Source organism: Streptomyces sp. NPDC079020, assembly GCF_044542225.1.
Classification (GTDB): domain Bacteria; phylum Actinomycetota; class Actinomycetes; order Streptomycetales; family Streptomycetaceae; genus Streptomyces.
Window position 1 is genome coordinate 1 of sequence record NZ_JBITUB010000033.1, and the last position, 21,676, is coordinate 21,676.

The following is a 21,676-nucleotide window of genomic DNA, read 5'->3' on the forward strand; positions in this document are numbered from 1 at the left end:
GTATGCCGTCGATCAGTCGCCGCCGAGGCCAGACGGGCGGCCGCCCCGCCTTCGTCCCCTTCGGCAACAACGCCTCCAGCGTTGCCCACTGTTCGTCCGTGAGATCTCCCCGACCCATGAACCGTGATCATTCACGCCCCAAGATCCACTTTCGATACACGGCCTAGGTCTCCGGCGGGGTCTCGCTGTCGCGGAGGGGAACAACCCCGCGTGCGCGGGGACGACCGCCAGACGGCCCATCACCAGAGGCACCGTCAGGGAACAACCCCGCGTGCGCGGGGACGACCCGTGCTGGGCCTGGATGTCCTTGCCGAGCCGGGGAACAACCCCGCGTGCGCGGGGACGACCCCTGGCGTAGGTAGTACTCATGCAGTGCCGGGGGAACAACCCCGCGTGCGCGGGGACGACCTGGGCCCGCTTTTCAGCGGCCACCCGGGCGAGGGAACAACCCCGCGTGCGCGGGGACGACGACCCGGAGGAGCGCACGGCGCTGACGCGGACGGGAACAACCCCGCGTGCGCGGGGACGACGTGAACACCCGCAGCTCCCAAGGACTGCGGGTGGGAACAACCCCGCGTGCGCGGGGACGACCCGGAGGGGTTGCACCGGGAGTGGGCTGCACCGGGAACAACCCCGCGTGCGCGGGGACGACGCCGCCCCGGGGTGGAACTACCAGACCCGGCCGGGAACAACCCCGCGTGCGCGGGGACGACGAGCGGCGAATGAAAGGTCAGGTCACCCACCGGGGAACAACCCCGCGTGCGCGGGGACGACTTCTCGGCGGCCCGCTTCTGCTGGCTTGCGGCGGGAACAACCCCGCGTGCGCGGGGACGACGACCCGCCGAGTTGGTCGAGGTTGACGATCTGGGGAACAACCCCGCGTGCGCGGGGACGACGCGGCGTCACACCTCATGCGCCTGACCGACGAGGGAACAACCCCGCGTGCGCGGGGACGACGCGACGCGGCGGGGCTAGCCCCGCAACCCCTCGGGAACAACCCCGCGTGCGCGGGGACGACCGAGACCAACTCTGGAATGGTGCAGAACCACCGGGAACAACCCCGCGTGCGCGGGGACGACCCAGGAGTCCGGTATTAGTTGTGCCGCCCATCGGGAACAACCCCGCGTGCGCGGGGACGACCCCAGGCGCTGGCCGCCCATCGCCCGGCGGCCGGGAACAACCCCGCGTGCGCGGGGACGACAGTTGCTGACCTGCGGGTTTAGGTAGGAAGGAGGCTGTTTTTGCTTACTTCTTCGAATTCCGACATAGGTGATTTTCTTCTCCTTTCGGGGCGATCGAAGTACTTCACTCTCGCAGCGACATTCACTCACTCGCTCATCTGCCGCTACTCGGTTTGTGTGGTGTGGGTGGTGATGTGGATGTACTGGACGTCGAGTTGGTTGGCGATGTTATCGAGGACGTCGGCGAGAGAGCGGACTGTCACGGGATCCAGGTTGATTTCTGGGCCGTCTTCAGTGTCCAGTATGGGGATGCCGTCGTGCGCGCCGGCTTGCCAGGAGCGGGCGATGGACCGCAGGAGCGCGGTGACGTGCTCCGCGGGAACGGTCAGGCGCCCATCGGGCTCGACATTGACCTCAGGTGCCGCGAGCTGCGCTTCGTGTCCGTCGTCCTGTGAACTCATGCCGCCCATTCCACACCCAACTCGGTGAAGGCGTCGCGCTGTACCTGGTGAGTTGGCTGTGGAGGGGTTTCCGTGTTCTCCCGGATCCCCTCGGGGTGCCCAGGACGATCCCGGGCCGTTGTCCGGACCCCGGTTCGTTCGACGTGACCGGCCCGGGGCACCGCGGGCTCCCTCACGGAACACCTGGGATCATGAGACATGAGCAATATCGGCATCGGGTTCTCTTGGAGATTCGCATGGCTTGGTCCGAGCGGACGGTGACGCGAGATGGCGTGCGGCTTGTGTGCCGGGACTGGGGCGGGTCGGGCACGCCCGTCGTGCTGCTGCACGGTCTGGCCGGTCACTCCGGTGAGTGGGAAGCGACGGCCCAGCGCCTGACTTCCCGGTATCGGGTCGTCGCGGTCGACCAACGCGGGCACGGCGCCAGCGAACGCCATCCGCAGGACGTCTCCCGTGCTGCGTACGTCGCTGATGCCGTCACTGTCATCGATCAGTTGGAGCTGCGACGGCCTGTCGTGGTCGGTCAATCTCTGGGCGGACACACTGCCATGCTCACGGCTGCCGCACATCCCGACCGGGTCCGCGCGCTCGTGCTCGTCGAGGCCGGTCCAGGTTCCGGGGACCCGCGCGTTCCCGTCGAGGTCGGCGGATGGCTCGCATCGTGGCCGGTGCCGTTCACCTCTCGCGAAGCGGCCGCCCGGTTCCTCGGAGGCGGACCCGTCGGTGACGCATGGGCGGCCGGTCTGGAAGAGCGTGATGACGGCTGGTGGCCGCGTTTTGATCGCGACGTGATGGTCCGCTCGCTGGCAGAGAATGCGCAGCGCCCGTTCTGGGACGAGTGGGAGCAGGTCGCATGTCCGACCTTGATAGTTCTGGCCCAGTCCAGCTTCGTCCCGCCACCGGAAGTCGACGCCATGCTCCGTCGAGGGCCCGCCACCGTGGCGGCCAGTATCCCCGAGGCAGGTCACGACCTGCACTTGGAGTACCCAGGGGCACTGTGCGCGTTGCTCTCAGACTTCCTTGATCAGCTTGCCTGATTGGTGGGTCAGGCACCGCGACCGCTGCGATTCCCATGGGCCGTTGGCCGGACCATCAGCCGGAGAGGCGGGTCCCATGTGCCTACACACTCATATCAACGCCCCTGCTCTGGAGGGGTGTTGGCCCCACCGTCCGACTACGGTGTTCTCTTCTTCCGGTAGGTTCTCCCGGCCGTCGTGTACGTCGCGCAAGGGCCGTCATGTACGCGGAGCTGCGCGTGCCCGGGTGCAGCATTCGCTGGTACGCCACGTTGGAGCCCGCCAGTTGGCAGCCGTCCCTGGTTCCACCGAGGTTGAAGCTCTGGCCGGTGCGGAACGATGACTTCTGGCCCGGGGGCCGGGAGTGCAGGGCATCGGTGCCCAGGTGGCGGGTGCCGTCGGAACGGTACGCGCTGCGGGCTTCGACGACGTCGGCAGCGTCCATGGGCCGGGTCAGGACGGCGGGGATGCCGCCGCTCGTGGTGAATGGCGTGGAGCAGGCGTAGCCGGATTCGAGGATGCCTTGAGGGTGCCCCGTCCCGCTGGGCTGGGGCCTCCCGGGCGTTGTCCCCGTCGCCCCGGCCGTTCACCCACGAACGGATCGCCCCCTCCAGCTGACTGGCCACGCCCACGCGACCGTTACCGACGTCCACCGTCGCTGCCATCGACGTCCACCGTCGCCGCCGACGTCTACCGCCACCGCCAAGCCGACCAACTGCCGACGAGCAGCAAATCCGAAGCGCGCGCCGAGATCGTCCTTGCGCGAGCGGGAACGCAGACCTGCCGCGTCGCTGTCGGGCAGCGTGCGCGGCGTCCAGAACGTGCCCTGACGGAGTGCGCCCCGTACGAACGCCTCGATCGGCTCACTGAAGCGACCACGGCCGACCACGCAGACCGGGCCGGGCGACAGCAGGCCTGCCCGGTCTGAGCCGCTGTGAGCCCCGTCGAGAGTTCGATCGGACGGGACTCGGCAGGAACGAATGCCGCCAGGAGGCAGAGGCCTGACCGGTGGGCGGCCGGATCCCGTCGATCGGCCACAGTCCACGGCCACCGCCCGGCCACGGTCCCCGGCCCGGCCACCGTCACCGCCCGGCCCCGGCCGCGGCCACGTCCCAGCCACCGCCCCCGCCCAGCCCGCCGCCGCAGGCCGGCCATCACCGTGTTCAGGGCTTTGCCATGCGGCGGCGAACTTTCGGCGGCAGTGGGTCCGGTTGGTCCGGTTGCCGGGAGGAAGGGGGGACGCACGGCTCACGGCGGGCCGTCCGTCCGCGACGCCGCTTCACATCCCCGTGCGCGAAAGGTATGGCCAAAAATGCACCCTCGCGTATAACGTGCGTCCCACATCACTGAAATATCAATGATGTTCCAGGGTTCACGCGGCAGCGCATGGCGTGGACTCGGGCTGCTCCTCTCCTCGCACTCCGAGGTCATTCTCCCCAGAGGTCGCACATGAAGAAGTCACTGAGAATCAGCGGCGCCGTGGTCATTGCCACCGCCCTCGCCGTGCTCACAGCCTGTTCCGGCGGGACCGGAGCGGACTCCGCGCATCGGGCGAAACCGTTCGGGGACTGTGAGGTCACCAAGAGCCCCCGGATCCACGAGCTCAAGACGAAGAAGGCGGGTGAACTCACCGTCGCCGCCTCGCTGCCCTTCCCCGCGGGATACCGGGGCAACACCTTGGAAACCATCGACGGCGGCTACATGTACTGCCTCGACGCGGAGATCGCCAACCGGGCGGGTCTCAAGAAGATCACCCTGGTCAACGCCTCCTTCGAGGCGCTGGTGACAGCCAAGTCGTCGAACTTCGACTTCGCGGTGTGGGACATCCTCGTCACTCCGGAACGGCGCAAGGCCGTGGACTTTTCCACCCGCTACAACACCTACGAGACCGGCGTCCTCACCAAGAGCGGTTCGGGACTCTCCCCGTCCACCATCAAGAACTCGACGGTCGGAGTTCTGGCCGGATCACTCCAGCTGAAGTTCGCCAACGACACCCTGAAGCCCAAGCAGGTCCGGGTGTTCAGCTCCAACGACGACCTCTTCAACGCCCTGCTCGCCGGCCAGCTCGACGCCGCGCTGAACGACACCGCGACCGTCATGCCCCGCGCCGCCAAGTCCGACGGAAAGCTCGAAGTCATCGGCAGGTATCCGGTCGGCGGCGATGTCGCCCCGCTGTTCCTCAAGGGATCGCCGAACGTCGAGGTGGTGAACGAGATCCTCGCCGACATGGAGAAGGACGGCACCTTGAAGTCGATCATGGATAAGTGGCTCAATCCGATCCTCGGCGGCGACCCGCAGGCGCTCCCCGACTGGAGTGCCTGACCATGGCCGCCCGAACGCTCCACAAGGACTCCACCGGCAGACCCGCACCCGACGAGGAGGGCTTCGTCCCGGCTCGTCCGCTGCCCGCCTCGGGGTATCTCGGCGGGGCCGCGGTCCTCGCCCTGCTGGCCGCGGTGCTGTGCTACCAGTTCGCCGGAACCCTCACTTCCGGACAGACGCCCCGGCTCGTGTTCGGTGTCGTGCTGCCGGTGGTCGTCCTCGGCGGCCCGCTCCTGCTGGCCTACCGGCGCAGCAGGCTCTCGGACGAGGAGTGGGAGGCCAAGCGCTACACCGAGTCGCGCATCGCGGCCGCCCGTTCCAGGAACGCGTCGGTGTCCTCGTTGGGCCTGACAGGCTTCGTTGCCGTCGTGGCAGTCGTCGGCCTGCTCGTCCTCACCAACGACGGTGCGGTGCGGAAGACCTTCTTCAACGTGTCGTTCATGACGGAGAGCCTGGGAGACGTCTTCAAGGCCCTCGTCATCAACATCGAGATCGCCGTCGGCGCGCAGATCCTGGCCATGCTCTTCGGACTGGCTCTCGCCGTGGCACGGCTACTGCCGGGCAAGGGTTTCTGGCCGGTTCGGGTGCTGGCGATCGCGTACATCGACGTATTCCGCGGCATCCCGTCCGTGGTGCTGATCTACCTGGTCTGCTTCGGTCTTCCCCTGACCGAGGTGCCCGTACTCAGCGAGGGTGATCCGATCGTCTACGCCATCGCGGCCCTGGCGCTCACCTACAGCGCCTACAACGCCGAGCTCTTCCGCGCCGGCATCGAGTCCATCAATCCGGGGCAGACCTCGGCGGCGCTCTCCATGGGCCTCTCGCAGCCGGACGTCCTCAGGTTCGTCATCCTGCCGCAGATGTCCCGGAACATCGCCGCCCCCATGCTCAGCCAGTTCATCGGGCTGCAGAAGGACACGGCGCTGGTCATCGTCGTCGGCATCATCGACGCCTTCAGCCAGGCGAAGATCTACTCCGCCAATGACTTCAACCTCTCCGCGGTGACCGCCGTGTGCTTCGTCTTCGTTCTCGTCACCATCCCGCAGACCCGCTTCGTCGACTACCTGCTGGCCCGTTCCGGGACAAAGCTGAAGAGAGCCTGAACCATGACGACAACCGCACACGTGGCCCTGGAGCAGGTCACCAAGAAGTACGGCGGCACCACAGTCCTCGACCGTGTCGACCTCGGCGTCGAACGCAACAAGGTCGTCACCCTCATCGGGGCGTCCGGGTCGGGGAAGTCGACCCTCCTGCGCTGCGTCAACGGACTCGAACCGATTCAGGGCGGACAGATCCTGCTCAACGGCGACGTCGTCTCCGGCGACGGGGTCGATCTGGTCAGGCTGCGCCGCAGAGTCGGGATCGTGTTCCAGAGCTTCAACCTCTTCCCGCACATGACAGTCCTGCGGAACTGCACCCTCACACCGGTCCGCGCAGGGGTGGCTTCGAAGGCCCGGGCGGAGGCCGACGCGCGCGCCATGCTCGAACGCGTGGGGCTCAAGGACAAAGCGGATGCCTATCCCGATCAGCTCTCGGGCGGACAGCAGCAGCGCGTGGCGATCGCGCGTGCCATGCTGATGCGCCCCGAGGTACTGCTGCTGGACGAGATCACCTCGGCCCTCGACCCGGAGCTGGTGATCGAGGTGCTCAACCTGGTCCGTGAACTCGCGGACGACGGCATCACCATGATGATGACCACTCATGAGCTGCCCTTCGCCAGGGAGATCTCCTCCCAGCTCTGTTTCCTGCACAAGGGAACCATCCTTGAGCAGGGACCGCCCGAACAGATCTTCAACGAGCCGAGCACACCCGAACTGAAGACGTTCCTCCGGCGGATTCACGAAGCGGGAAGAAACTAGCGCTCCTGCCGGCAGGCTCTGCCGCGCCGTTCCGGGCTCTCCCGTAGCGGGAGGCATACGGGCCGCCTGTCACGTACGCCAAAGTTCGCACCAAAAACCCCATTCCACACAGGAGTTGACGATGTCTCAGAACTATGACGTGAAGAACTTCTTCAAGTACCTCGGCTACCCCGGTGGCGACCAGCCGTACTCGTCGCAGAACCTCCGCACGCTCTCGGTCTACTGCCGGGGAGACGCCGCCAACCTCGCCTCCCTCCTGGAGCCGACTCCGTTCGAGCCGGCCGACGACCGGTTCGTCGTCCAGATCGCGGACTTCGGCAACGCGACCCCGGGCGCCTTCTACGATTCCGGAGTCGTCATCCCGGTCCGCTACAAGGACACGACGGCGGTGACCTACTTCTTCGAGTTCGAGGACCAGCACTGGAGCGTGGCCTTCGGCCGCGAGGTCTGGGGATACCCCAAGCAGTACGCCGAGATCGAGCTGACGGACGGCGAGAGCGGCGCCCGCGGGACGGTCACGCGCGCGGGTTCCCAGATCTTCCGCATCGCGATGTCGGCCCAGGACGGGTACTCCGCTGATTCCTGGTCGGACATGCGCCTGTATCCGCACCTTCAGGTCCACGCGCTCCCCGAGGCGAACGGGCCGGGTTTCAAGACCTTCGAGATCATCTCGCGCGACACCTCCAAGGACTTCGTCCTCAAGCACAAGACCTTCGGCCCGGCCGAGGTCGAGCTGTCCCCGACCCTCGCCGTCAACGGCGTCGAGCTCAAGCTCGTGGAAGTCCTCGGCGGGGAATACTCCGTCGGCGACTACGCCTGCACCGTCGAGAACGGCATATCCACCGTGATCGACGATCTGCTCGCGGATGGCCCAGGGGCGTCCGGCGCTGCCCCGGTGGTGAACGCGTAGCCTGCTCACAGCCACCTTCCACAGCGTCAACGGTCCTGCCGTTGACGCCCAGACACAGAGAGGTCGCCCGGTGCGTTCTGTAACAGTCGTCGGCGATTCAACGGCCGACGGCGAGGCATCCGCTCCGAATCTGCTCAGCGCCTCGGCCTACAACACCTTGTGCTCGCGCCTCGTGCTCTGCGAGATCATGCCCGGGGAACGACTCAGCGAGCCGGAACTGCGCAGCAGCCTCGGCTTCGGGACAACGCCCGTGCGCGAGGCGATCAGAAGACTCACCTTCGAGCGGCTCGTGGTGGTCTACCCCCGCAGCGGAACCTACGCCACCGACATCGCCCTCAAGAACTCCCGGTCCGTGACCGAGCTCAGGCTGGAACTCGAAGGGCTCGCCGCGACTCTGGCCTGCCGCAGGGGGTCGGACGCGGAGAAGGAGCACCTGCTGGCACTCGCCGAGCGGCAGGCGGAGACCACCAACCTCCAGGAGTGCATCGACCTGGACGCCACGTTCCACCGGGCGATGTACGCGATGACCCGCAACGAGGACCTTTCGGCCACCGCCGAGATCCACTTCAACCTCGCGCTGCGGCAGTGGTACTTCTGCTCGAAGGTCGTGAAGTCTCCCGGCGGTACCGCCGTCGACCACCGGCCGCTGGCCCAGGCCATCATCCGGCAGGACGCCGAGGCAGCCTCCGCGCTCATCCGCGACCACGTACTGCACGACTCCCAGAAGGTCGTGCGGATCCTGACCGACTACGGGCTGTAGCCAGCTCCCACCGTCTCGCCCGGCCCACTGTGAGGAGTGCTGTTCCATGCCGGCCGATCACACCACCTTCCCCTCCGTTGCCCCGTTCAGTTGCTTCTCACTGGCCGGACAGACCGCCCTGGTCACCGGTGCCGCCGGCGGACTGGGCCGTGCCCAGTGCCTGGCACTGGGCACGGCGGGCGCCCGAATCATCGTCTCCGACCTCGACCCCGAGGCTGCCGAGGAGACGTGCGCGTCCCTCAGGGAGAACGCCATCGACTGTTCCCCACTGAAACTCGACGCCGCGGAATCGAGCAGCATCGATGCGGCGTTCGACGCCTTGGAGGCATGCGGGGACAGCCCGGACATCCTGGTCAACAACGCGGGCATCTCTCTGCGCAACAGCGCTCTGGAGGCCACCTCCGGAGAGTTCGACACCATGCTCTCCGTCAACCTGCGCGGCACCTACTTCACCGCGCAACGCGCGGCGCGTGCCATGCGGGAGCGTGGCGGCGGACGGATAATCAACCTCGCCTCCATCGGCGGCCTCGTGGTCGACGGTGAACGCTCCTCCGTGTACGACGCGTCCAAAGCCGCCGTTGTCCAGGTCACCAAGAACATGGCCTACGAATGGGGGCGGTACGGCATCAGGGTCAACGCCATCGCACCCGGCTATATGCGTACCGCCATGACCACGGACCTCCTGCCCGACCGAGCGGAGGAACACCGGCTCGTGGACACCCACATCCCGCTCGGTCGCATCGGCGAGCCCGGTGATCTCGGTGGTGCCGTGGTCTACCTGGCCTCGGCCGCGTCCGCGTACGTGACCGGTCATACGCTGACGGTCGACGGCGGCTGGGTGGTGGCGATGTAGCAGTGCGTCGCCGGACCGCGGCGCCCGCGGCCGGACGTCGGCTCCCAGGACCTGGGTGCGGTCCCGGGAGTCGGCGGCACGTTCGACCGGGACTCGGTGGATGCCTGTGGAGCGGGACCGGCACTACCGGTGGGTACGCCCCCGGGCCCGATCGACCCCTCACCTTCGGCGCCCGGCGAGGCCGCGTGCTGCTCAGGGGCGAGCCGGTCGCGGCGGCTCGCCCCTGCGCGGCGATCGGCCCCGGCAGCACCAGTGCCGGCACATTGCCTGCGGTCCGTGGATCGCCTGCACACCGTTCGTACCGTTCGTACCCGTCAGGTCCCGCACCCGCCTTCACCGCTGGGGCGTACATGCGCGGACGTGAGGTCCGCCGTGCCCTTCCAGGCGTACGGATCGCTCCCGGCGACGAGCACGATGTCCCGGTAGTCGTGCCGGGCCACCCATTCCCCCTCGGGCAGAGCGCCCCACGGCAGCAGGGACGAGGCGGACATGTAGTGGTTGACCAGGGCCCGGCGGAAGCCCCGCTCCGCCGAGTTGGGCAGCGAGCGGTGCAGCAGATAGCCGTTGAAGAGGACGACGGTGCCGGCGGGGACCTCCACGGGGACCGCGTCCTCGTCCCGGTACGGGAAGGCGTACGCCTCGTCGGAGCAGTCGAAGCGGGCGTCCTGCTGTGCGCGGGCCGGGTAGATGATGCCGCGTCGGTGGGAGCCGGGCAGTACCCAGAGACACCCGTTGCGGACGGTGGCATCGTCCAGGGCGATCCAGGCGGCGGTCAGTGAGCGGTCCCGGGTGGGTATGAAGTACTCGTCCTGGTGCCAGGCCTGCCCGGGTTTCCCCTCGGACTTGATGAACAGCATCGACTGCATGGCCTTGACGTCCGGCCCGATCACGTCCGTGAGAGCGGGTACCAGCGTCGGGAGGGAGAGGGCGGAGCGCAGGACGGACGAGACCTTGTGCGGCTGGTGGATGCAGAGGAAGCCCCGCATCGTGTCCGCGTCGCGCTCCTCCGGGGGCCGGGGGTCGGAGGCGACGTCGAGCAGTTGCGGTTCATGCGCGTGGTCGAGAACTCCGGGCAAGGCGCCACGCTCGCCGCGGCAGACGGCTGCCGCCTCGGCGCGCAGCTCGCGGATGCCGTCCTCGTCCAGGACGCCGGGGAGCACGGCGAAGCCGTTCTCGGCGTACTGCGACAGGTCGTAGCGGGCCGGATCGGCGGGGGAGCCGGCGCGCGGGATGGATCCGGGAGGGGCGATGTGCTGGTCGCGGGAGGCTGTCGTCATACACAGCAGCATCCGATGGCCGGCCGACGGAGGTCCATGCCCCATAGCGCCTGGGGGATGACCGATCCGGACATGGAGCCCCGTGCGACACCGCCGCGCCTGACACAATCGGGGAATGCCGCCCGCATCGACCGCACCCCTCGACCGCCACCGGGACGAGTCCCGGCTCACGGTGCTCTTCGGTGGACTGGCCGACTACCCGCCCGGTGCCGCCTTCGGACCGCGGCGGCTGGCCGAGTGGGAGCTGGTGTGGGTGCTGAGCGGTGGCGCGGAGTGGCAGCGCGGCCCCGTCCGGGTCAGCCTGGAACCGGGTCGCCTGCTGTTGCTGCCGCCCGGCCCGCCGGACGTCTTCGACTGGTCCCGGAACGGCCCCACCCGCCACGGCTATCTGCACTTCCGGATAACCGATCCGGACCTCGCCGCCCGGATCGGCGCCCGGCCGTTGCTGCGGGAGCTGACCGATCGCGACCCCCAGCGTGCCCTTGCTCAGTACCTCCTGGCTCTGGCCCCCGGCTCGGGTCCGTCGGAATGGCCGGAGCGGGCGGGCCGGGTGCTGGAGCTGCTGCTGGAGATCATGCTGGACGGGCCACTGCCCGGTACCGCCGAGGATCTCCGGTTGCCCGCAGCGGTGCTGGACGCGGCAGAAGCGGTGGCCGCCCAGTGGTGCCGGGACGGCAGCCCTGGGGTGGTGCGGCTCGAACAGCTCGCCGCGGCCGCCGGCCTCTCGGAACGCCAGCTGGGCCGGGTGTTCCGGCAACGGTTCGGCGAGGGGCCGGTGAAGGCCTTCGAGATGGTCCGGCTGTCGCGGGTCGCCGAGCTGCTGACCCGCTCCAATCTGACCTTGGCCGCGGTGGCCCACAGCTGCGGCTACGCCAGCCCCTACCACCTCTCGCGGCGTTTCCGCGCCGAGTACGGGGTCCCGCCGCGGGAGTACCGGGCCGGGGCAGGCGGGGAAGATGCCGGAGGGGGCGGCGGATCCTCCTTCCGCCCGGACCCGGTCGCCCGCCGCGGGCTCACCGCCCTGGCCAGGGTCGTCGCCCAGGCCGAGGACCGGCGGCGCGGCAGCTCGGCCGGGCCGGCGGCTTCCTGAACGGCCCCGGGGCGCGCCGGGCCGGCGGACCGAGGGCTGGGCCTTGGCTCTGGGTGAGTGGCTGCGTGGCACCCGGCCATGGAGCCCCCGCGGAAACCTGTGGGTGGACCTCGGCGACCACTGCCAGATTCCGGGGCCGTGCGAGAGAACGAGGAGGTGGTACCCGTGAACGCAGTATCGACATGGGTGCTCCCCTCCGGGGTCGCGGTCGGACGATAGGTCGTCCGGGAGCGCCGTCCAGGAGCACTCCCGAAAGGCACGACCATGCGATTCACCTCCGAACAGCGCCTCGACGACGGTGTACTGGAACGCGCGTTCACCCTCGGCGAGATCCCCGGCATCCTGTGGACGTCCGGATCCGCACCGGCCCCGCTGATCCTGATCGGCCACAACGGCGGCCTGTCCATGCGGCTTCCCCGGCTGATGGCACGGGCCCGGCACTACGCGGCGGAGTACGGCTTCGCGGTGGCGGCCATCGATGCCCCCGGACACGGCGACCGGCCCCGTTCCCGCCGCCGATGAGCAGGGCCGAGCCGACCTCCGCCGGGCGGTACTGGCCGGCGAGCCGGTCGACGAGTTCGTCGGCGCCTTCATCGTCCCACTGGTCGAAAGGGCGGTCCCGGAATGGCGGACCACTCTGGACGCCCTCCTTTCGCTGCCCGGGATCGGCGGCCCGGTCGGGTACGACGGGTGGACCGCCGTCGGGCATCCGGCCGGCGGTGGCCGAACCGCGCATCTCGGCCGCCGCTTTGTTCGCCGGGGGATTCGTGCCGGGCATCCTGCGCGAGGAGGCCTGCCACACGGACCGCCGCGCGCGGTTCCCCCTCGGGCAGGTCACGCGGACGGGGTCCGAACGGTCCTCCGGGACCTTCTCGACGGCCCGTCGAGAAGGTCCCGGTATTGGGCCAGGAGGTGCGCGCGGGGCTGCTTCCCGGCTCCGGACGAACCGACGAGTGCCACGGTCCCACCGGGCCGGACGGTCAGGTACAGCCCGATGAGCACCGCGTTGTCGGACAAGAGCGTGTGCGCCGCAATCCGGCGGAGCGTTCTACGCGGCCTTGGACAAGGTGGACCTGTCCGTCCGGGGTGCGGGCCGGCCGAGTGCCGTCGTTCCGGTCACGACCTGCCGTCCGTCGTGGCGTGGCCACAGGAGGAGAGCGCCGATGGCGCCCGCCCCGGCGAGGGCCGCGAGGGCGGACCAGGTGGCAGTGAAGCCGGCGTTCGTACCGAGCCAACCCGCGATGGGGTAGGTGATCAGCCAGGCCAGGTGCGACAGCGAGAACTGGGCCGCGAAGGTCTCGGGGATCGCGTTCGGTCCGACGGAGGCCCGCAGGACGCTGCCGGTCGGTGTGATGATCAGCGCCATGCCGATGCCGATCACGGTCCAGACGATCGCCGTACCGGTCCAGGTGGTCAGGCCGGCCGCGGTGAGAGCCACTGCGGCGATCGTGGCGCCGACGAGCACTCCGGCGCCGGTCACCATGACGCTGCGGGCGCTGATCCGGTCGAGTACGCGGGGCAGCGCGAGGGCGGCCAGGAGGGTTCCGCTGCCGGAGGCGGCGAGCATCCAGGCGACGTCCGACTGCGAGCCGTCGAGCTCGTCACGGACGTAGTTGACGGTGTTGACGACGACGATCGACCCTGCCGCCGCGACCACGAGGTTGAGTGCCATGATGCCGCGCAGCCGTGGTGTCCTGAGGAAGGTCCTGATCCCTGATGCCGCCTTGTCCCATGCCCTGGTGTGGGGACTGGGACGGGCGTCCGGGACGCGCGTCGACAGGACGAGAAGGGCGGAGAGCAGGAATCCGGCGGAGGTTCCCAGGAACAGCCGGTCGAAGCTCATGAACGCCAGGGCGACCGCCGCCAGTACGGGGCTGAGCAGGCTCTCCATGGTGGAGGCGACCTGGGAGGCGGACAGCGCGCGCGTGTAGTCGGACCCATCGGTGACGATGTCGGGGATGACGGCCTGGAACGTCGGGGTGAACGCCGCGGACGCGGCTTGGAGCAGGCCGATCAGGACGTAGATGTGCCAGACCTCGGTGACGAGCGGCAGTGCCAGGACCACTGCGCCGCGCACCACGTCGAGGAGGACCAGGAGGGTTCTTCTGGGGATGCGGTCGACGTAGGCGGCGGTGAGGGGAGCAATGACCACGTACATGACCATCTTGACGGTCAGGGCGGTGCCGAGGACCGTGCCGGCCCGCGGGCCGGCGAGGTCGTAGGCGAGCAGTCCGAGGGCCACGGTTGTCAGCCCGGTACCGAACAGGGCGATGATCTGGGCGCTGAAGAGGTGGCGGTAGTCGCGGATGGCGAACAGGCGCATGGCGTGTTCCTTCCATGTCCGTGCGGAGGGGCCCGGCCTCGGGGCGGAGGCCGTGCCCCGCAGTGGCAGGCGGGGATGTCTCTACACACCGTCGTCGGCCTCCGGTGCGAGGCCGGCGAGCAGATTGAAGGAGCCGGTGAGGACGTTGAGTGCGACGACGCCGACGACGTCGGCTATCGCGCGGTCGCTGTAGCCGTGCTCGCGCAACGCGGTGACCTGTTCGTCGGTGATCGACGTCGGATCGCGGTAGACCTGGAGGGCGAGGACGATGATCGCCGCGATCGCGGGATCGGCCGAGGTGCCCGCGCGGGCCCGCTCGATCTCGTCCTCGTCCACTCCCATCGCACGGGCAGCGCTGACATGCGCGTCGAGACACAGCCCGCAGCCCTGCACCACCTGGAGGGCGATCGAGATCCGTTCGCTGGTCCTACGTTTGAGTCCGGCTCGTCCCATGGCCCGGCTGAGCTGCAGATAGCCGCTCAGAACAGCGGGCGAGTGCGCCATCGTGGAGACCATGTCGCCGATCCGGCCGTGGCGGGAGGCCAGCTCGGTGAGGAGGTCGCGCGAGGCGCCGACCGCTGTGTCGGGTGTGAGCCGGGTCAGGCGGGGCATGACGGGTCCTTCCGATGCGGAGGCTGTACCGGGGGCGGCGGGACGCTCGACGGGGCGAGCGTCACGTGACCGCGCCGTGGGTCGTGGCAGTGGGGCACAGTGACGTTCACGCGGTCAGTGGTGTGCGTGCTCGCCGTGGCCCGTGTGCCCGGGTGCGGCCGGGGCTTCCGCGTCCGAGCGGCGGGTGGCCGCGGCGGTCCGCACCGTGAACTCGGCCGTCCGTACGACGTCGTTGTGCTGGAAGTCCAGGTAGAGGCGGTAGGTGCCGCCCGACGGCGCGGCGGCCATGAAGGTGATTCCGGGCCCCGGCTCGGTGGTGCCGTCACCGGGCTCGCCCTCCGGGTGGACGTGGAGGTAGCCCAGGTCGCCGACCCGTAGCGCGACCAGGTGCCCGTACGCGCCCAGGTAGGGCTGCAGGTCGGTGACGGGCCGCCCGTTCCGGCTGACGGTGAGCGACAGGTCGCTCGCCTCGCCGGGCACGAGTTCGCCGTCGAGAGCGACGGTGTACTCGCCGACGTGAGCGGTGCGGGTGTCCTCGGGAAGCGGCTGCGGGTCGTACTGCCCGGCGACCGAGGCGTCGATCCCCAGCGTCATGGTCGCGTGGTGGCCGGCCGGGTGGATGTCGGCGAAGAACCTCCAGTCTCCCGGCTGCAGGGTCAGCCCGACGCTCCAGGTGCCCTTCTCGTCCATCACCGGGTGCACGTGCTGGAACCCGGTCGTGTCGCGCCGGACGGCGATGAAGTGCAGTTCCTTCTCGTGCTCGGGCACGAACTCGGTCACCGGCCGTCCATCGGGACCGGTCACCCGGAAGGTGGCCGCCCGCGCACCGGTGGAGAGGATCGTCGAGTCGAATTCCAGGGTGTACCCGTTCTCGGAGACCGACAGCCCGCCGGGACGGGCTCCGCCGTGGCCGCCATGGCTGGTCATGTCGTGGGGCGAATTGCTTTTCATCGTGTCTCCACCTGTGTGATGCGTGCCGTGTGATGCGTGTGCCGACGGTGTCCGTATCCGGGACACCTGCCATAACCGTATACCCCTGGGGGGTATTCCCGCGAGGGGGGAGGGAGGGCTCGATGAGTGACGCCGCGAATCCGTACGGTGCCGCGAACCCGTACGACGCTGCCCGCGTTCAGGTGCTGGAGGGGCGGGGCGGGGCGGGACGTCATCCGGAACGCCAGGGATGTGCGGAGCCTCGGCCGGCGGGCGAAGCCTGAACGGTCAGGTGTTCGTGGTCTCCGGCCGGGGGTGGCGGGGTGCTCGACGAGTCGGGCACCCCGGAGTCGGTCAGGTGCCGACGTCCGGCCGTATCCGGTTCGGTCGAGCAGTCGACGCGTGTGCGTGGCCCCGGCCCGGCCTTGGCCCCGGGCGCGGGAGAGGTCGGCGATGACGGCAGCGGTGTCGCTGGTGAATGCGTCGGCGAACTGCCTCACGGCCGGGGGCTGTTCTCGCGGAGGCCTTCGATCCGGGCGGGGGACCCTGTCCTGGGAACCGGCGGATCACCGAGGCGCAACCGCGGACGTGGCGGACGACGGCGTCCGGCCCCCGGCGGGTGGAGTGGATCTCCCCGACTGCGAGGGTGAGCAGTCGCTCGGGCGTGCCCGATTCCTGGCCATCGCGAGGATCTTGACCGTGGGGTACCCGCCCGGACGTGCCCATGGCCGATAACAGGGCCGAGAAAGCTCCTATTCAGTCACCGGGCAAGCGTGTCTCTCGAAAAGATTGGCATTTCCCGAGGTGGCCCGAGAGGAATTCTGGCCACCCTTACTCCTCGGACATTTTACGAGGTTTTAACAGTGGTAACGCGAGAGGCGTGAGGGAACTCAAGTGACGTGTGTGTCTTCCTATTGACCCGTACAGTTGGCCTGAAAATCAACCTCGTGCCGCTCCGGGCGTGACGATGGGGCTGTTAGTGTGAGGGCGCCAAATACCCAGGAGGGTGGTTATGCGTTCCGTTGGAATACAGGCCCTATCCGTTCATCTGCCGGACACAGCGCGCACCAATAAATGGTGGGGTGCGGATTCCGCTTCCGTGGAAAACCCGCAGCCCACGCAGCCGTCCGGACCGAGACCGCGAAACTTATTCGATGCCGCAATGCAGCCGTACATCGACGATCCGTTTTTCGGGAGCGTCGAGCGTCGAATAGCCGATCCCGGAGAGGGATCGGTTTCGCTGGGCATCAAAGCCGCCCGCAGTGTGCTGGAGACCGCGAACATCGCGGCCGGTGACGTGGACGGCCTGATCTCGGTGTCCATGTTCCCCGACCGGGTCGGGGCGGGGGACGCCGGCTACCTCGCCCAGGCCCTGGGCACGGGCGGTGGCGCGTTCAGTCTGGAGGCGACCTGCTCCGGTTCCATGTCCGCGCTGCTGACGGCCAGTTCGCTGGTGCAGTCGGGGCTCAAGGAACGGGTCTTGGTGGTCGTCGCCTCCATGCTCTCGCGGGCGATCGACGCGGACGACGTCACGGCGCGGCTCTGCGGAGACGCCGCGGCGGCCTTCCTGGTCGGCCCCGTGGACGAGGGCTACGGGCTGCTGGGTTCCAAGACGCTGCAGACGGGCGAGACGTGCGGCACCTGGCTGCTGGACACCGTCGACGAGCCCGCGGGAACCACCGCGGGGGGCCGCCGTATCCGTCTGCGGGTCGATCCGACCATCACGCACGTCCTGCGCGCCACCGCGAAACCGTATCTGCTGGGGACCGTCGAGGGCGCGCTCGAAGCCGCTGGGCTGAAGATCGACGAAATCGACGTGGTGGTACCGAACACCCCCACCGCCTGGCACGCACGGTTCAGCGCCGACACCCTGGGCGTGGATCCGGACCGCGTGGTGAACACCTTCCCCAGCGTGGCCAACATCGGGCCCGCCCTGATGCCGGTGAACACCCACCTCGCCGCGGTCGAAGGCCGCATCAAGCCGGGCGACCGCGTGCTGCTCTACACCTTCGGAGGCCAGGCGGAGGCGGGAGCCGCCGTCTTCCGCTGGCCCTCGGTACTCCTCGGCCCGGCACCGGCCGGGGCGACCACCACTCTGAACTCCCTTGGAGGCAACCATGGCTGAGGTACGCGACCAGATCCGCTCCTTCATCATCAAGGAGATCCTCAAGGGCGGCAGTGAGGACGACCTGTCCGACGACGTGAACCTGCGCGAGTCGGGGGTGCTGAACTCGCTCGCCACCATGCAGCTGGTGACGTTCATCGAGGACGAATTCGGTATAGACGTGGCGCTCCAGGACCCCCGGCTGCACTTCACGACCGTCGCCCACCTGACGCAGTACGTGAAGGATCGGCAGGCGCAGCCTGATGAGCGATGACCTCGCGCAGGCGTTCGAGGAGGCCGACCTCGCGGAGTACCTCGATGCCGCCGCCGAACGTTCGCCGCTCAACCGCGCCGTCGTCGGGCCGGACGGGCGGTCACAGACCTACGGCGAGTTCTCCGCGCAGGTCGACCGGGTGGCGACCGCCCTGCACGAGCGGGGTGTCGGCCGGGGGGACAGAGTCGGGCTTCTGATGCCCAAGAGCGTGCAGTCCGTGGCCATGATCCACGGCATTCTCAGGCTCGGAGCGGCCTATGTGCCGGTCGACGCGCACGGATCCGCTCAGCGCGCCGCGACCATCTTCGAGGACTGCCGGGCGCGCGTCATTCTGGCCGACGAACGGTCCGCGGGGCGGCTGGAGGAGGCCGCCCCCTCGCTCACCGCACGCACGCTGATCGCCAGAAGCTCCTGGCCGGACGCGGACGCTTCGGGGGAGCCCGGCTACCCTCGCGCGGAGAAGGACCCCGACCGGTTGGCGGCGCTGCTCTACACCTCGGGGTCGACCGGGACGCCAAAGGGCGTGATGATCACTCACCGGAACGCCGTGGCCTTCGTCGAGTGGGCGTCGGCCACGTTCGGGATCACGGAGACCGACGAGGTCGCCAGTCACGCGCCCTTCCACTTCGATCTCTCGGTCTTCGATCTCTTCGTGACGGTCAAACACGCCGCGTGCGTCCACCTGATCGACACGGATCTGGCGGCCAGCCCCCGGCACCTTCCCGCGTTCATCGCGGAGTCCGGTATCACCGTCTGGTACTCGGCCCCCGCGATCCTGGGAATGATCGCCGAATCACCCAGACCGGAGAGATTCCCGCAGAACGGGCTCAGACTCGTCCTGTTCGCCGGCGAGGTCTTCCCGATCGACAAGCTGCGGCGCCTCCTGCACCTCTGGCCCACCCCCCGTTACTACAACCTGTACGGCCCGACCGAGACGAACGTGTGCACCTATTACCAGGTCCCCGAACAGATCCCGGCCTCCCGCACGGCGCCCCTGACCATCGGCCATGCCTGTTCCCACTGCGACATCATCGTCGTGAACGAGGAGCTGGAGCCCGTTTCCCCCGGACAGTCGGGGTTCCTGAGCGTCGCCGGCCCCTCGGTCTACCCGTCCTACTGGAACATGCCCGCGCGGACCGCGGAACGCACGTTCCGGTACGGGGGGCGCCGCTGGTACAACACCGGCGACATCGTCCGCGCGACGCCGGAGGGCTACGTGTTCCTCGGACGCGCTGACCGTATGGTCAAACGCCACGGCCACCGCATCGAACTGGACGAGATCGAACACAGCCTCCGGCGCAACGACGTGCTCGCCGAAGCGGCGGTCGTCAGTACCGGAGTGCCCGGCGACGTCACCATCACCGCCTTCATCGTGGCGCCCGGCACCGTGCCCACCAGCATCGAGCTGCGCCAGTACTGCCACAGCCGGCTCGCCCGCTACATGGTGCCCGACGACTTCCAGTTCCTGGACGAGCTCCCCCGTACATCGACCGGAAAGACGGACTACCAGGAGCTGAGCAGTCGGTGCCACGTCCCCGAAGCGATACGCGGATGACCGCGGGAAGGACCTCGACCGCCAGTCCCCACGAACGAGAGGGAGGACACGATTCAGTGAACGCAGGGGTGGCTATGTGGAGTGGATGGGGCGACCATCGCTCAGCTCTCTATCAAGGCGCGGATCGATTCGCCCGAGAGGTCCTGAGCACCGACATCGCCGAACGCGATGCGAGCGGGGAGTTCGACCGGGCCGGCTGGAAACAGTGCGCGGACTACGGACTTCTGAGGATGCCCGTCCCCGTGGACCACGGCGGTACGGGTGCGCCTCTGGGCGATCTCCTCGCCGTCATGGAAGGACTGGGGCACGGGACGGAGGACCAAGGGCTCCTGTTCGCGCTCAACGCCCACCTGTGGACGGTGGTCCTGCCCCTGTCCGTCCACGGGACACCGGCGCAGCGAGCCCGGTACCTGCCGATGCTGATGCAGGGATCATCCATCGGTGCGAACGCGTCGACCGAGGACGAGGCCGGGTCGGACGTGTACGCCATGCGCACCCTGGCGACGAAGGACGGCGACAGCTACGTCCTGAACGGGACGAAGAGCTACATCACCAACGCGCCCGTGGCCGACCTCTTCGTCGTGTACGCGACGGTGGACCCGGCACTGGGAGCCCTGGGCGTGACCGCGTTTCTGGTCGACGCCCGTACGCCGGGACTTCACAGAAGCGCCCCGGTGGAAAAGATGGGAATGCGCACAGCCCTCATGGGGCGCATCACGCTGAAGGACTGCCGTGTCCCCGCGGACGCCGTTCTCGGCAGACCGGGACGTGGTGTCAGCGTCTTCGACGGCGCGATGGAATACGAACGAGGCTGCATACTCGCCACCGCTCTGGGCACCATGCAGCGTGAACTGGAGCAGTCCATCGAGCACGCCCGTACCAGAAAGCAGTTCGGGCGCCCGATCGGAAAGAACCAGGCGGTCTCCCACCGCATCGCAGATATGAAAGTCACGCTGGACGCCGCTCGCGAACTCACACACCGCGTCGGTGCGCTCAAGGACGCCGGGAAAAGCATCGCACTCGCTTCGGCCAGCGCGAAACTTTTCGTATCCGAGGCCTATCTGAAATTGTCCGTCGACGCTCTGAGGATCCAGGGGGGCCGAGGCTACCTCACCGGAACGGAATCCGAACGGCATATGCGGAACTCGGTCGCGTCCGTGCTCTATTCAGGAACGTCCGACATCCAGCGCAACCTCATCGCGACCCATCTCGGCCTCTGACCAAGACCTCACCGAAGCCCGGCGAGGTACACCTCCCCATGCGGAACAGAGCCACGCGACGTCAGTCGTCCGCCTCATCAGCCGACTCAGGCCGGACGGCCGTGCACCTGCTCAACCCGGCCGAACGCCGTCAGCTGTTCGGCCGGGCCGTGCCACCCGCACCTCCTGGGTGGCGCGGCCCGGAGACGGCTACCGGAGATGACAAAGGCCCTCACCCACGAGATCCGTGGGTGAGGGCCCCTTGTCGTTGAACGGCACCCGAGGTCGGAGCGCAGCGCGGGTGTGGCAGAGGCGACCAGGAGCCGTTGATGTCGTCGGTGAGCCGGGCGGGAGGCAGGCGGGTGAGGCGCTGGCCCCAGGCTGTACGCGTACGGGCGTGGGGCAGCAGGTCGCCGTTCGTCTGCCCGACACGCGCGAGGCCGGTTTCCTGGGCGGTGGCCAGACGCCCGGTACGACGGCAGAACGCCGGGGTGACCAGTTCGGCAACGGGAGGCCGGGGACGGGAGCCGGTCGACCAGCCTGGTCAGGAGGGTGGCGGAAGGCGGCGGAGGCGTGGTCAACCCCGGCCGTACGCGCTCGTCCCTCGCGTCATGCGCTGCTCGGCCGCTTCACACCCGTGGTCCGCACAACGGCCGCCCGTGGTCAACTCGGGCACCCAGAGACCGGGCACGGGTGGCCGGGCTTCCGGGGCATGGGCTGTTTCTCCTGCGCACATGGGGTGGCGAAGGGGTGGCGAAGTGCCGCACCCACCACTGCGGCGGGTCCACACGGTGACGGCGCCAGCAAACGCCCCCAGCGCGCCGCATACGCTGACCAGCGCTTTCTGGCACCAAGTGTCAACGGTCATTGAGATGCCCAGGTGGGTGGCCGTTGGAGGCCCAGGCTGGTGGCCATCAGAAACCCAGGCGTGTGGCCAGTGGTGTTCCCGG

Annotated in this window: 17 protein-coding genes, 1 pseudogene and 1 CRISPR repeat array; of the genes and pseudogenes, 13 read left to right on the forward strand and 5 right to left on the reverse strand. The window is 68.7% G+C overall.

The window, feature by feature from the left end; translation table 11 throughout:
* The first annotated feature begins 196 nt into the window (after positions 1-196).
* Positions 197-1,201: direct repeats of the CRISPR family, unit length 29 nt; unit sequence GGGAACAACCCCGCGTGCGCGGGGACGAC.
* Positions 1,202-1,345: 144 nt separating this feature from the next.
* Complete coding sequence (locus tag ACIGJO_RS35320) at positions 1,346-1,642, reverse strand: hypothetical protein (protein ID WP_399965463.1); 297 nt, start codon at positions 1,640-1,642, stop codon at positions 1,346-1,348.
* 236 nt (positions 1,643-1,878) lie between these two features.
* On the opposite strand from ACIGJO_RS35320, the gene ACIGJO_RS35325 reads away from it, so the two are divergent.
* The 7 genes from ACIGJO_RS35325 (at position 1,879) to ACIGJO_RS35355 (ending at position 9,362) form a co-directional block, all read left to right on the forward strand.
* Positions 1,879-2,679 (forward strand): alpha/beta fold hydrolase, encoded by an 801-nt coding sequence (locus ACIGJO_RS35325; protein WP_399965499.1) that lies wholly within the window; start codon positions 1,879-1,881, stop codon positions 2,677-2,679.
* A 1,428-nt stretch (positions 2,680-4,107) separates the two neighbouring features.
* The gene (locus ACIGJO_RS35330) at positions 4,108-4,980 is read left to right on the forward strand and encodes an ABC transporter substrate-binding protein (protein ID WP_399965465.1); all 873 of its coding nucleotides are present in this window, start codon (positions 4,108-4,110) and stop codon (positions 4,978-4,980) included.
* A 2-nt stretch (positions 4,981-4,982) separates the two neighbouring features.
* Positions 4,983-6,083, forward strand: coding sequence for an amino acid ABC transporter permease (locus ACIGJO_RS35335; protein WP_399965467.1), 1,101 nt, complete (start codon positions 4,983-4,985; stop codon positions 6,081-6,083).
* A gap of 3 nt (positions 6,084-6,086) precedes the next feature.
* Entirely contained in the window at positions 6,087-6,839 is a 753-nt protein-coding gene (locus tag ACIGJO_RS35340) for an amino acid ABC transporter ATP-binding protein (protein WP_399965469.1), read from the forward strand.
* A gap of 121 nt (positions 6,840-6,960) precedes the next feature.
* Complete coding sequence (locus ACIGJO_RS35345; RefSeq protein WP_399965471.1) at positions 6,961-7,749, forward strand: acetoacetate decarboxylase family protein; 789 nt, start codon at positions 6,961-6,963, stop codon at positions 7,747-7,749.
* Positions 7,750-7,819: 70 nt separating this feature from the next.
* On the forward strand, positions 7,820-8,509 hold the full coding sequence (locus ACIGJO_RS35350; protein ID WP_399965474.1) for a GntR family transcriptional regulator: 690 nt from the start codon (positions 7,820-7,822) through the stop codon (positions 8,507-8,509).
* A 46-nt stretch (positions 8,510-8,555) separates the two neighbouring features.
* Positions 8,556-9,362: an SDR family NAD(P)-dependent oxidoreductase gene (locus ACIGJO_RS35355; RefSeq protein ID WP_399965476.1), complete on the forward strand. Its 807-nt coding sequence runs from the start codon at positions 8,556-8,558 to the stop codon at positions 9,360-9,362.
* A 314-nt stretch (positions 9,363-9,676) separates the two neighbouring features.
* On the opposite strand, the gene ACIGJO_RS35360 is transcribed toward ACIGJO_RS35355, so the two are convergent.
* Entirely contained in the window at positions 9,677-10,639 is a 963-nt protein-coding gene (locus ACIGJO_RS35360; protein ID WP_399965480.1) for a phytanoyl-CoA dioxygenase family protein, read from the reverse strand.
* Positions 10,640-10,754: 115 nt separating this feature from the next.
* On the opposite strand from ACIGJO_RS35360, the gene ACIGJO_RS35365 reads away from it, so the two are divergent.
* Positions 10,755-11,729: a helix-turn-helix transcriptional regulator gene (locus ACIGJO_RS35365; RefSeq protein WP_399965482.1), complete on the forward strand. Its 975-nt coding sequence runs from the start codon at positions 10,755-10,757 to the stop codon at positions 11,727-11,729.
* A gap of 264 nt (positions 11,730-11,993) precedes the next feature.
* Positions 11,994-12,556, forward strand: a pseudogene (locus tag ACIGJO_RS35370) (alpha/beta hydrolase); the annotation flags it as partial.
* Between the two features lie 221 nt (positions 12,557-12,777).
* On the opposite strand, the gene ACIGJO_RS35375 reads toward ACIGJO_RS35370, so the two are convergent.
* The 3 genes from ACIGJO_RS35375 to ACIGJO_RS35385 form a co-directional block, all read right to left on the reverse strand.
* The gene (locus ACIGJO_RS35375) at positions 12,778-14,052 is read right to left on the reverse strand and encodes an MFS transporter (RefSeq protein WP_399965484.1); all 1,275 of its coding nucleotides are present in this window, start codon (positions 14,050-14,052) and stop codon (positions 12,778-12,780) included.
* Positions 14,053-14,133: 81 nt separating this feature from the next.
* Positions 14,134-14,664: a carboxymuconolactone decarboxylase family protein gene (locus ACIGJO_RS35380; protein ID WP_399965486.1), complete on the reverse strand. Its 531-nt coding sequence runs from the start codon at positions 14,662-14,664 to the stop codon at positions 14,134-14,136.
* 114 nt (positions 14,665-14,778) lie between these two features.
* Complete coding sequence (locus tag ACIGJO_RS35385; protein WP_399965488.1) at positions 14,779-15,615, reverse strand: hypothetical protein; 837 nt, start codon at positions 15,613-15,615, stop codon at positions 14,779-14,781.
* A 1,141-nt stretch (positions 15,616-16,756) separates the two neighbouring features.
* Between ACIGJO_RS35385 and ACIGJO_RS35390 the strand changes: the two genes are divergently transcribed.
* The 4 genes from ACIGJO_RS35390 (at position 16,757) to ACIGJO_RS35405 (ending at position 20,747) form a co-directional block, all read left to right on the forward strand.
* Positions 16,757-17,719, forward strand: a complete 963-nt coding sequence (locus ACIGJO_RS35390) for a 3-oxoacyl-ACP synthase III family protein (RefSeq protein WP_399965490.1) — start codon at positions 16,757-16,759, stop codon at positions 17,717-17,719.
* On the forward strand, positions 17,712-17,972 hold the full coding sequence (locus ACIGJO_RS35395) for an acyl carrier protein (RefSeq protein WP_399965492.1): 261 nt from the start codon (positions 17,712-17,714) through the stop codon (positions 17,970-17,972). The genes ACIGJO_RS35390 and ACIGJO_RS35395 overlap by 8 nt, the downstream gene beginning before the upstream one ends.
* Positions 17,962-19,527: an amino acid adenylation domain-containing protein gene (locus ACIGJO_RS35400; protein WP_399965495.1), complete on the forward strand. Its 1,566-nt coding sequence runs from the start codon at positions 17,962-17,964 to the stop codon at positions 19,525-19,527. Before ACIGJO_RS35395 ends, ACIGJO_RS35400 begins: the two co-directional genes overlap by 11 nt.
* A gap of 74 nt (positions 19,528-19,601) precedes the next feature.
* Positions 19,602-20,747: an acyl-CoA dehydrogenase family protein gene (locus ACIGJO_RS35405; RefSeq protein ID WP_399965497.1), complete on the forward strand. Its 1,146-nt coding sequence runs from the start codon at positions 19,602-19,604 to the stop codon at positions 20,745-20,747.
* Positions 20,748-21,676: the final 929 nt, after the last annotated feature.

Coding starts and splice junctions, on each gene's coding strand:
- ACIGJO_RS35320 (WP_399965463.1), bottom strand. CDS start 1,642: ATGAGTTCACAGGACGACGGACACGAAGCGCAGCTCGCGGCACCTGAG.
- ACIGJO_RS35325 (WP_399965499.1), top strand. CDS start 1,879: ATGGCTTGGTCCGAGCGGACGGTGACGCGAGATGGCGTGCGGCTTGTG.
- ACIGJO_RS35330 (WP_399965465.1), top strand. CDS start 4,108: ATGAAGAAGTCACTGAGAATCAGCGGCGCCGTGGTCATTGCCACCGCC.
- ACIGJO_RS35335 (WP_399965467.1), top strand. CDS start 4,983: ATGGCCGCCCGAACGCTCCACAAGGACTCCACCGGCAGACCCGCACCC.
- ACIGJO_RS35340 (WP_399965469.1), top strand. CDS start 6,087: ATGACGACAACCGCACACGTGGCCCTGGAGCAGGTCACCAAGAAGTAC.
- ACIGJO_RS35345 (WP_399965471.1), top strand. CDS start 6,961: ATGTCTCAGAACTATGACGTGAAGAACTTCTTCAAGTACCTCGGCTAC.
- ACIGJO_RS35355 (WP_399965476.1), top strand. CDS start 8,556: ATGCCGGCCGATCACACCACCTTCCCCTCCGTTGCCCCGTTCAGTTGC.
- ACIGJO_RS35360 (WP_399965480.1), bottom strand. CDS start 10,639: ATGACGACAGCCTCCCGCGACCAGCACATCGCCCCTCCCGGATCCATC.
- ACIGJO_RS35365 (WP_399965482.1), top strand. CDS start 10,755: ATGCCGCCCGCATCGACCGCACCCCTCGACCGCCACCGGGACGAGTCC.
- ACIGJO_RS35375 (WP_399965484.1), bottom strand. CDS start 14,052: ATGCGCCTGTTCGCCATCCGCGACTACCGCCACCTCTTCAGCGCCCAG.
- ACIGJO_RS35380 (WP_399965486.1), bottom strand. CDS start 14,664: ATGCCCCGCCTGACCCGGCTCACACCCGACACAGCGGTCGGCGCCTCG.
- ACIGJO_RS35385 (WP_399965488.1), bottom strand. CDS start 15,615: ATGAAAAGCAATTCGCCCCACGACATGACCAGCCATGGCGGCCACGGC.
- ACIGJO_RS35390 (WP_399965490.1), top strand. CDS start 16,757: ATGCAGCCGTACATCGACGATCCGTTTTTCGGGAGCGTCGAGCGTCGA.
- ACIGJO_RS35395 (WP_399965492.1), top strand. CDS start 17,712: ATGGCTGAGGTACGCGACCAGATCCGCTCCTTCATCATCAAGGAGATC.
- ACIGJO_RS35400 (WP_399965495.1), top strand. CDS start 17,962: ATGAGCGATGACCTCGCGCAGGCGTTCGAGGAGGCCGACCTCGCGGAG.
- ACIGJO_RS35405 (WP_399965497.1), top strand. CDS start 19,602: ATGTGGAGTGGATGGGGCGACCATCGCTCAGCTCTCTATCAAGGCGCG.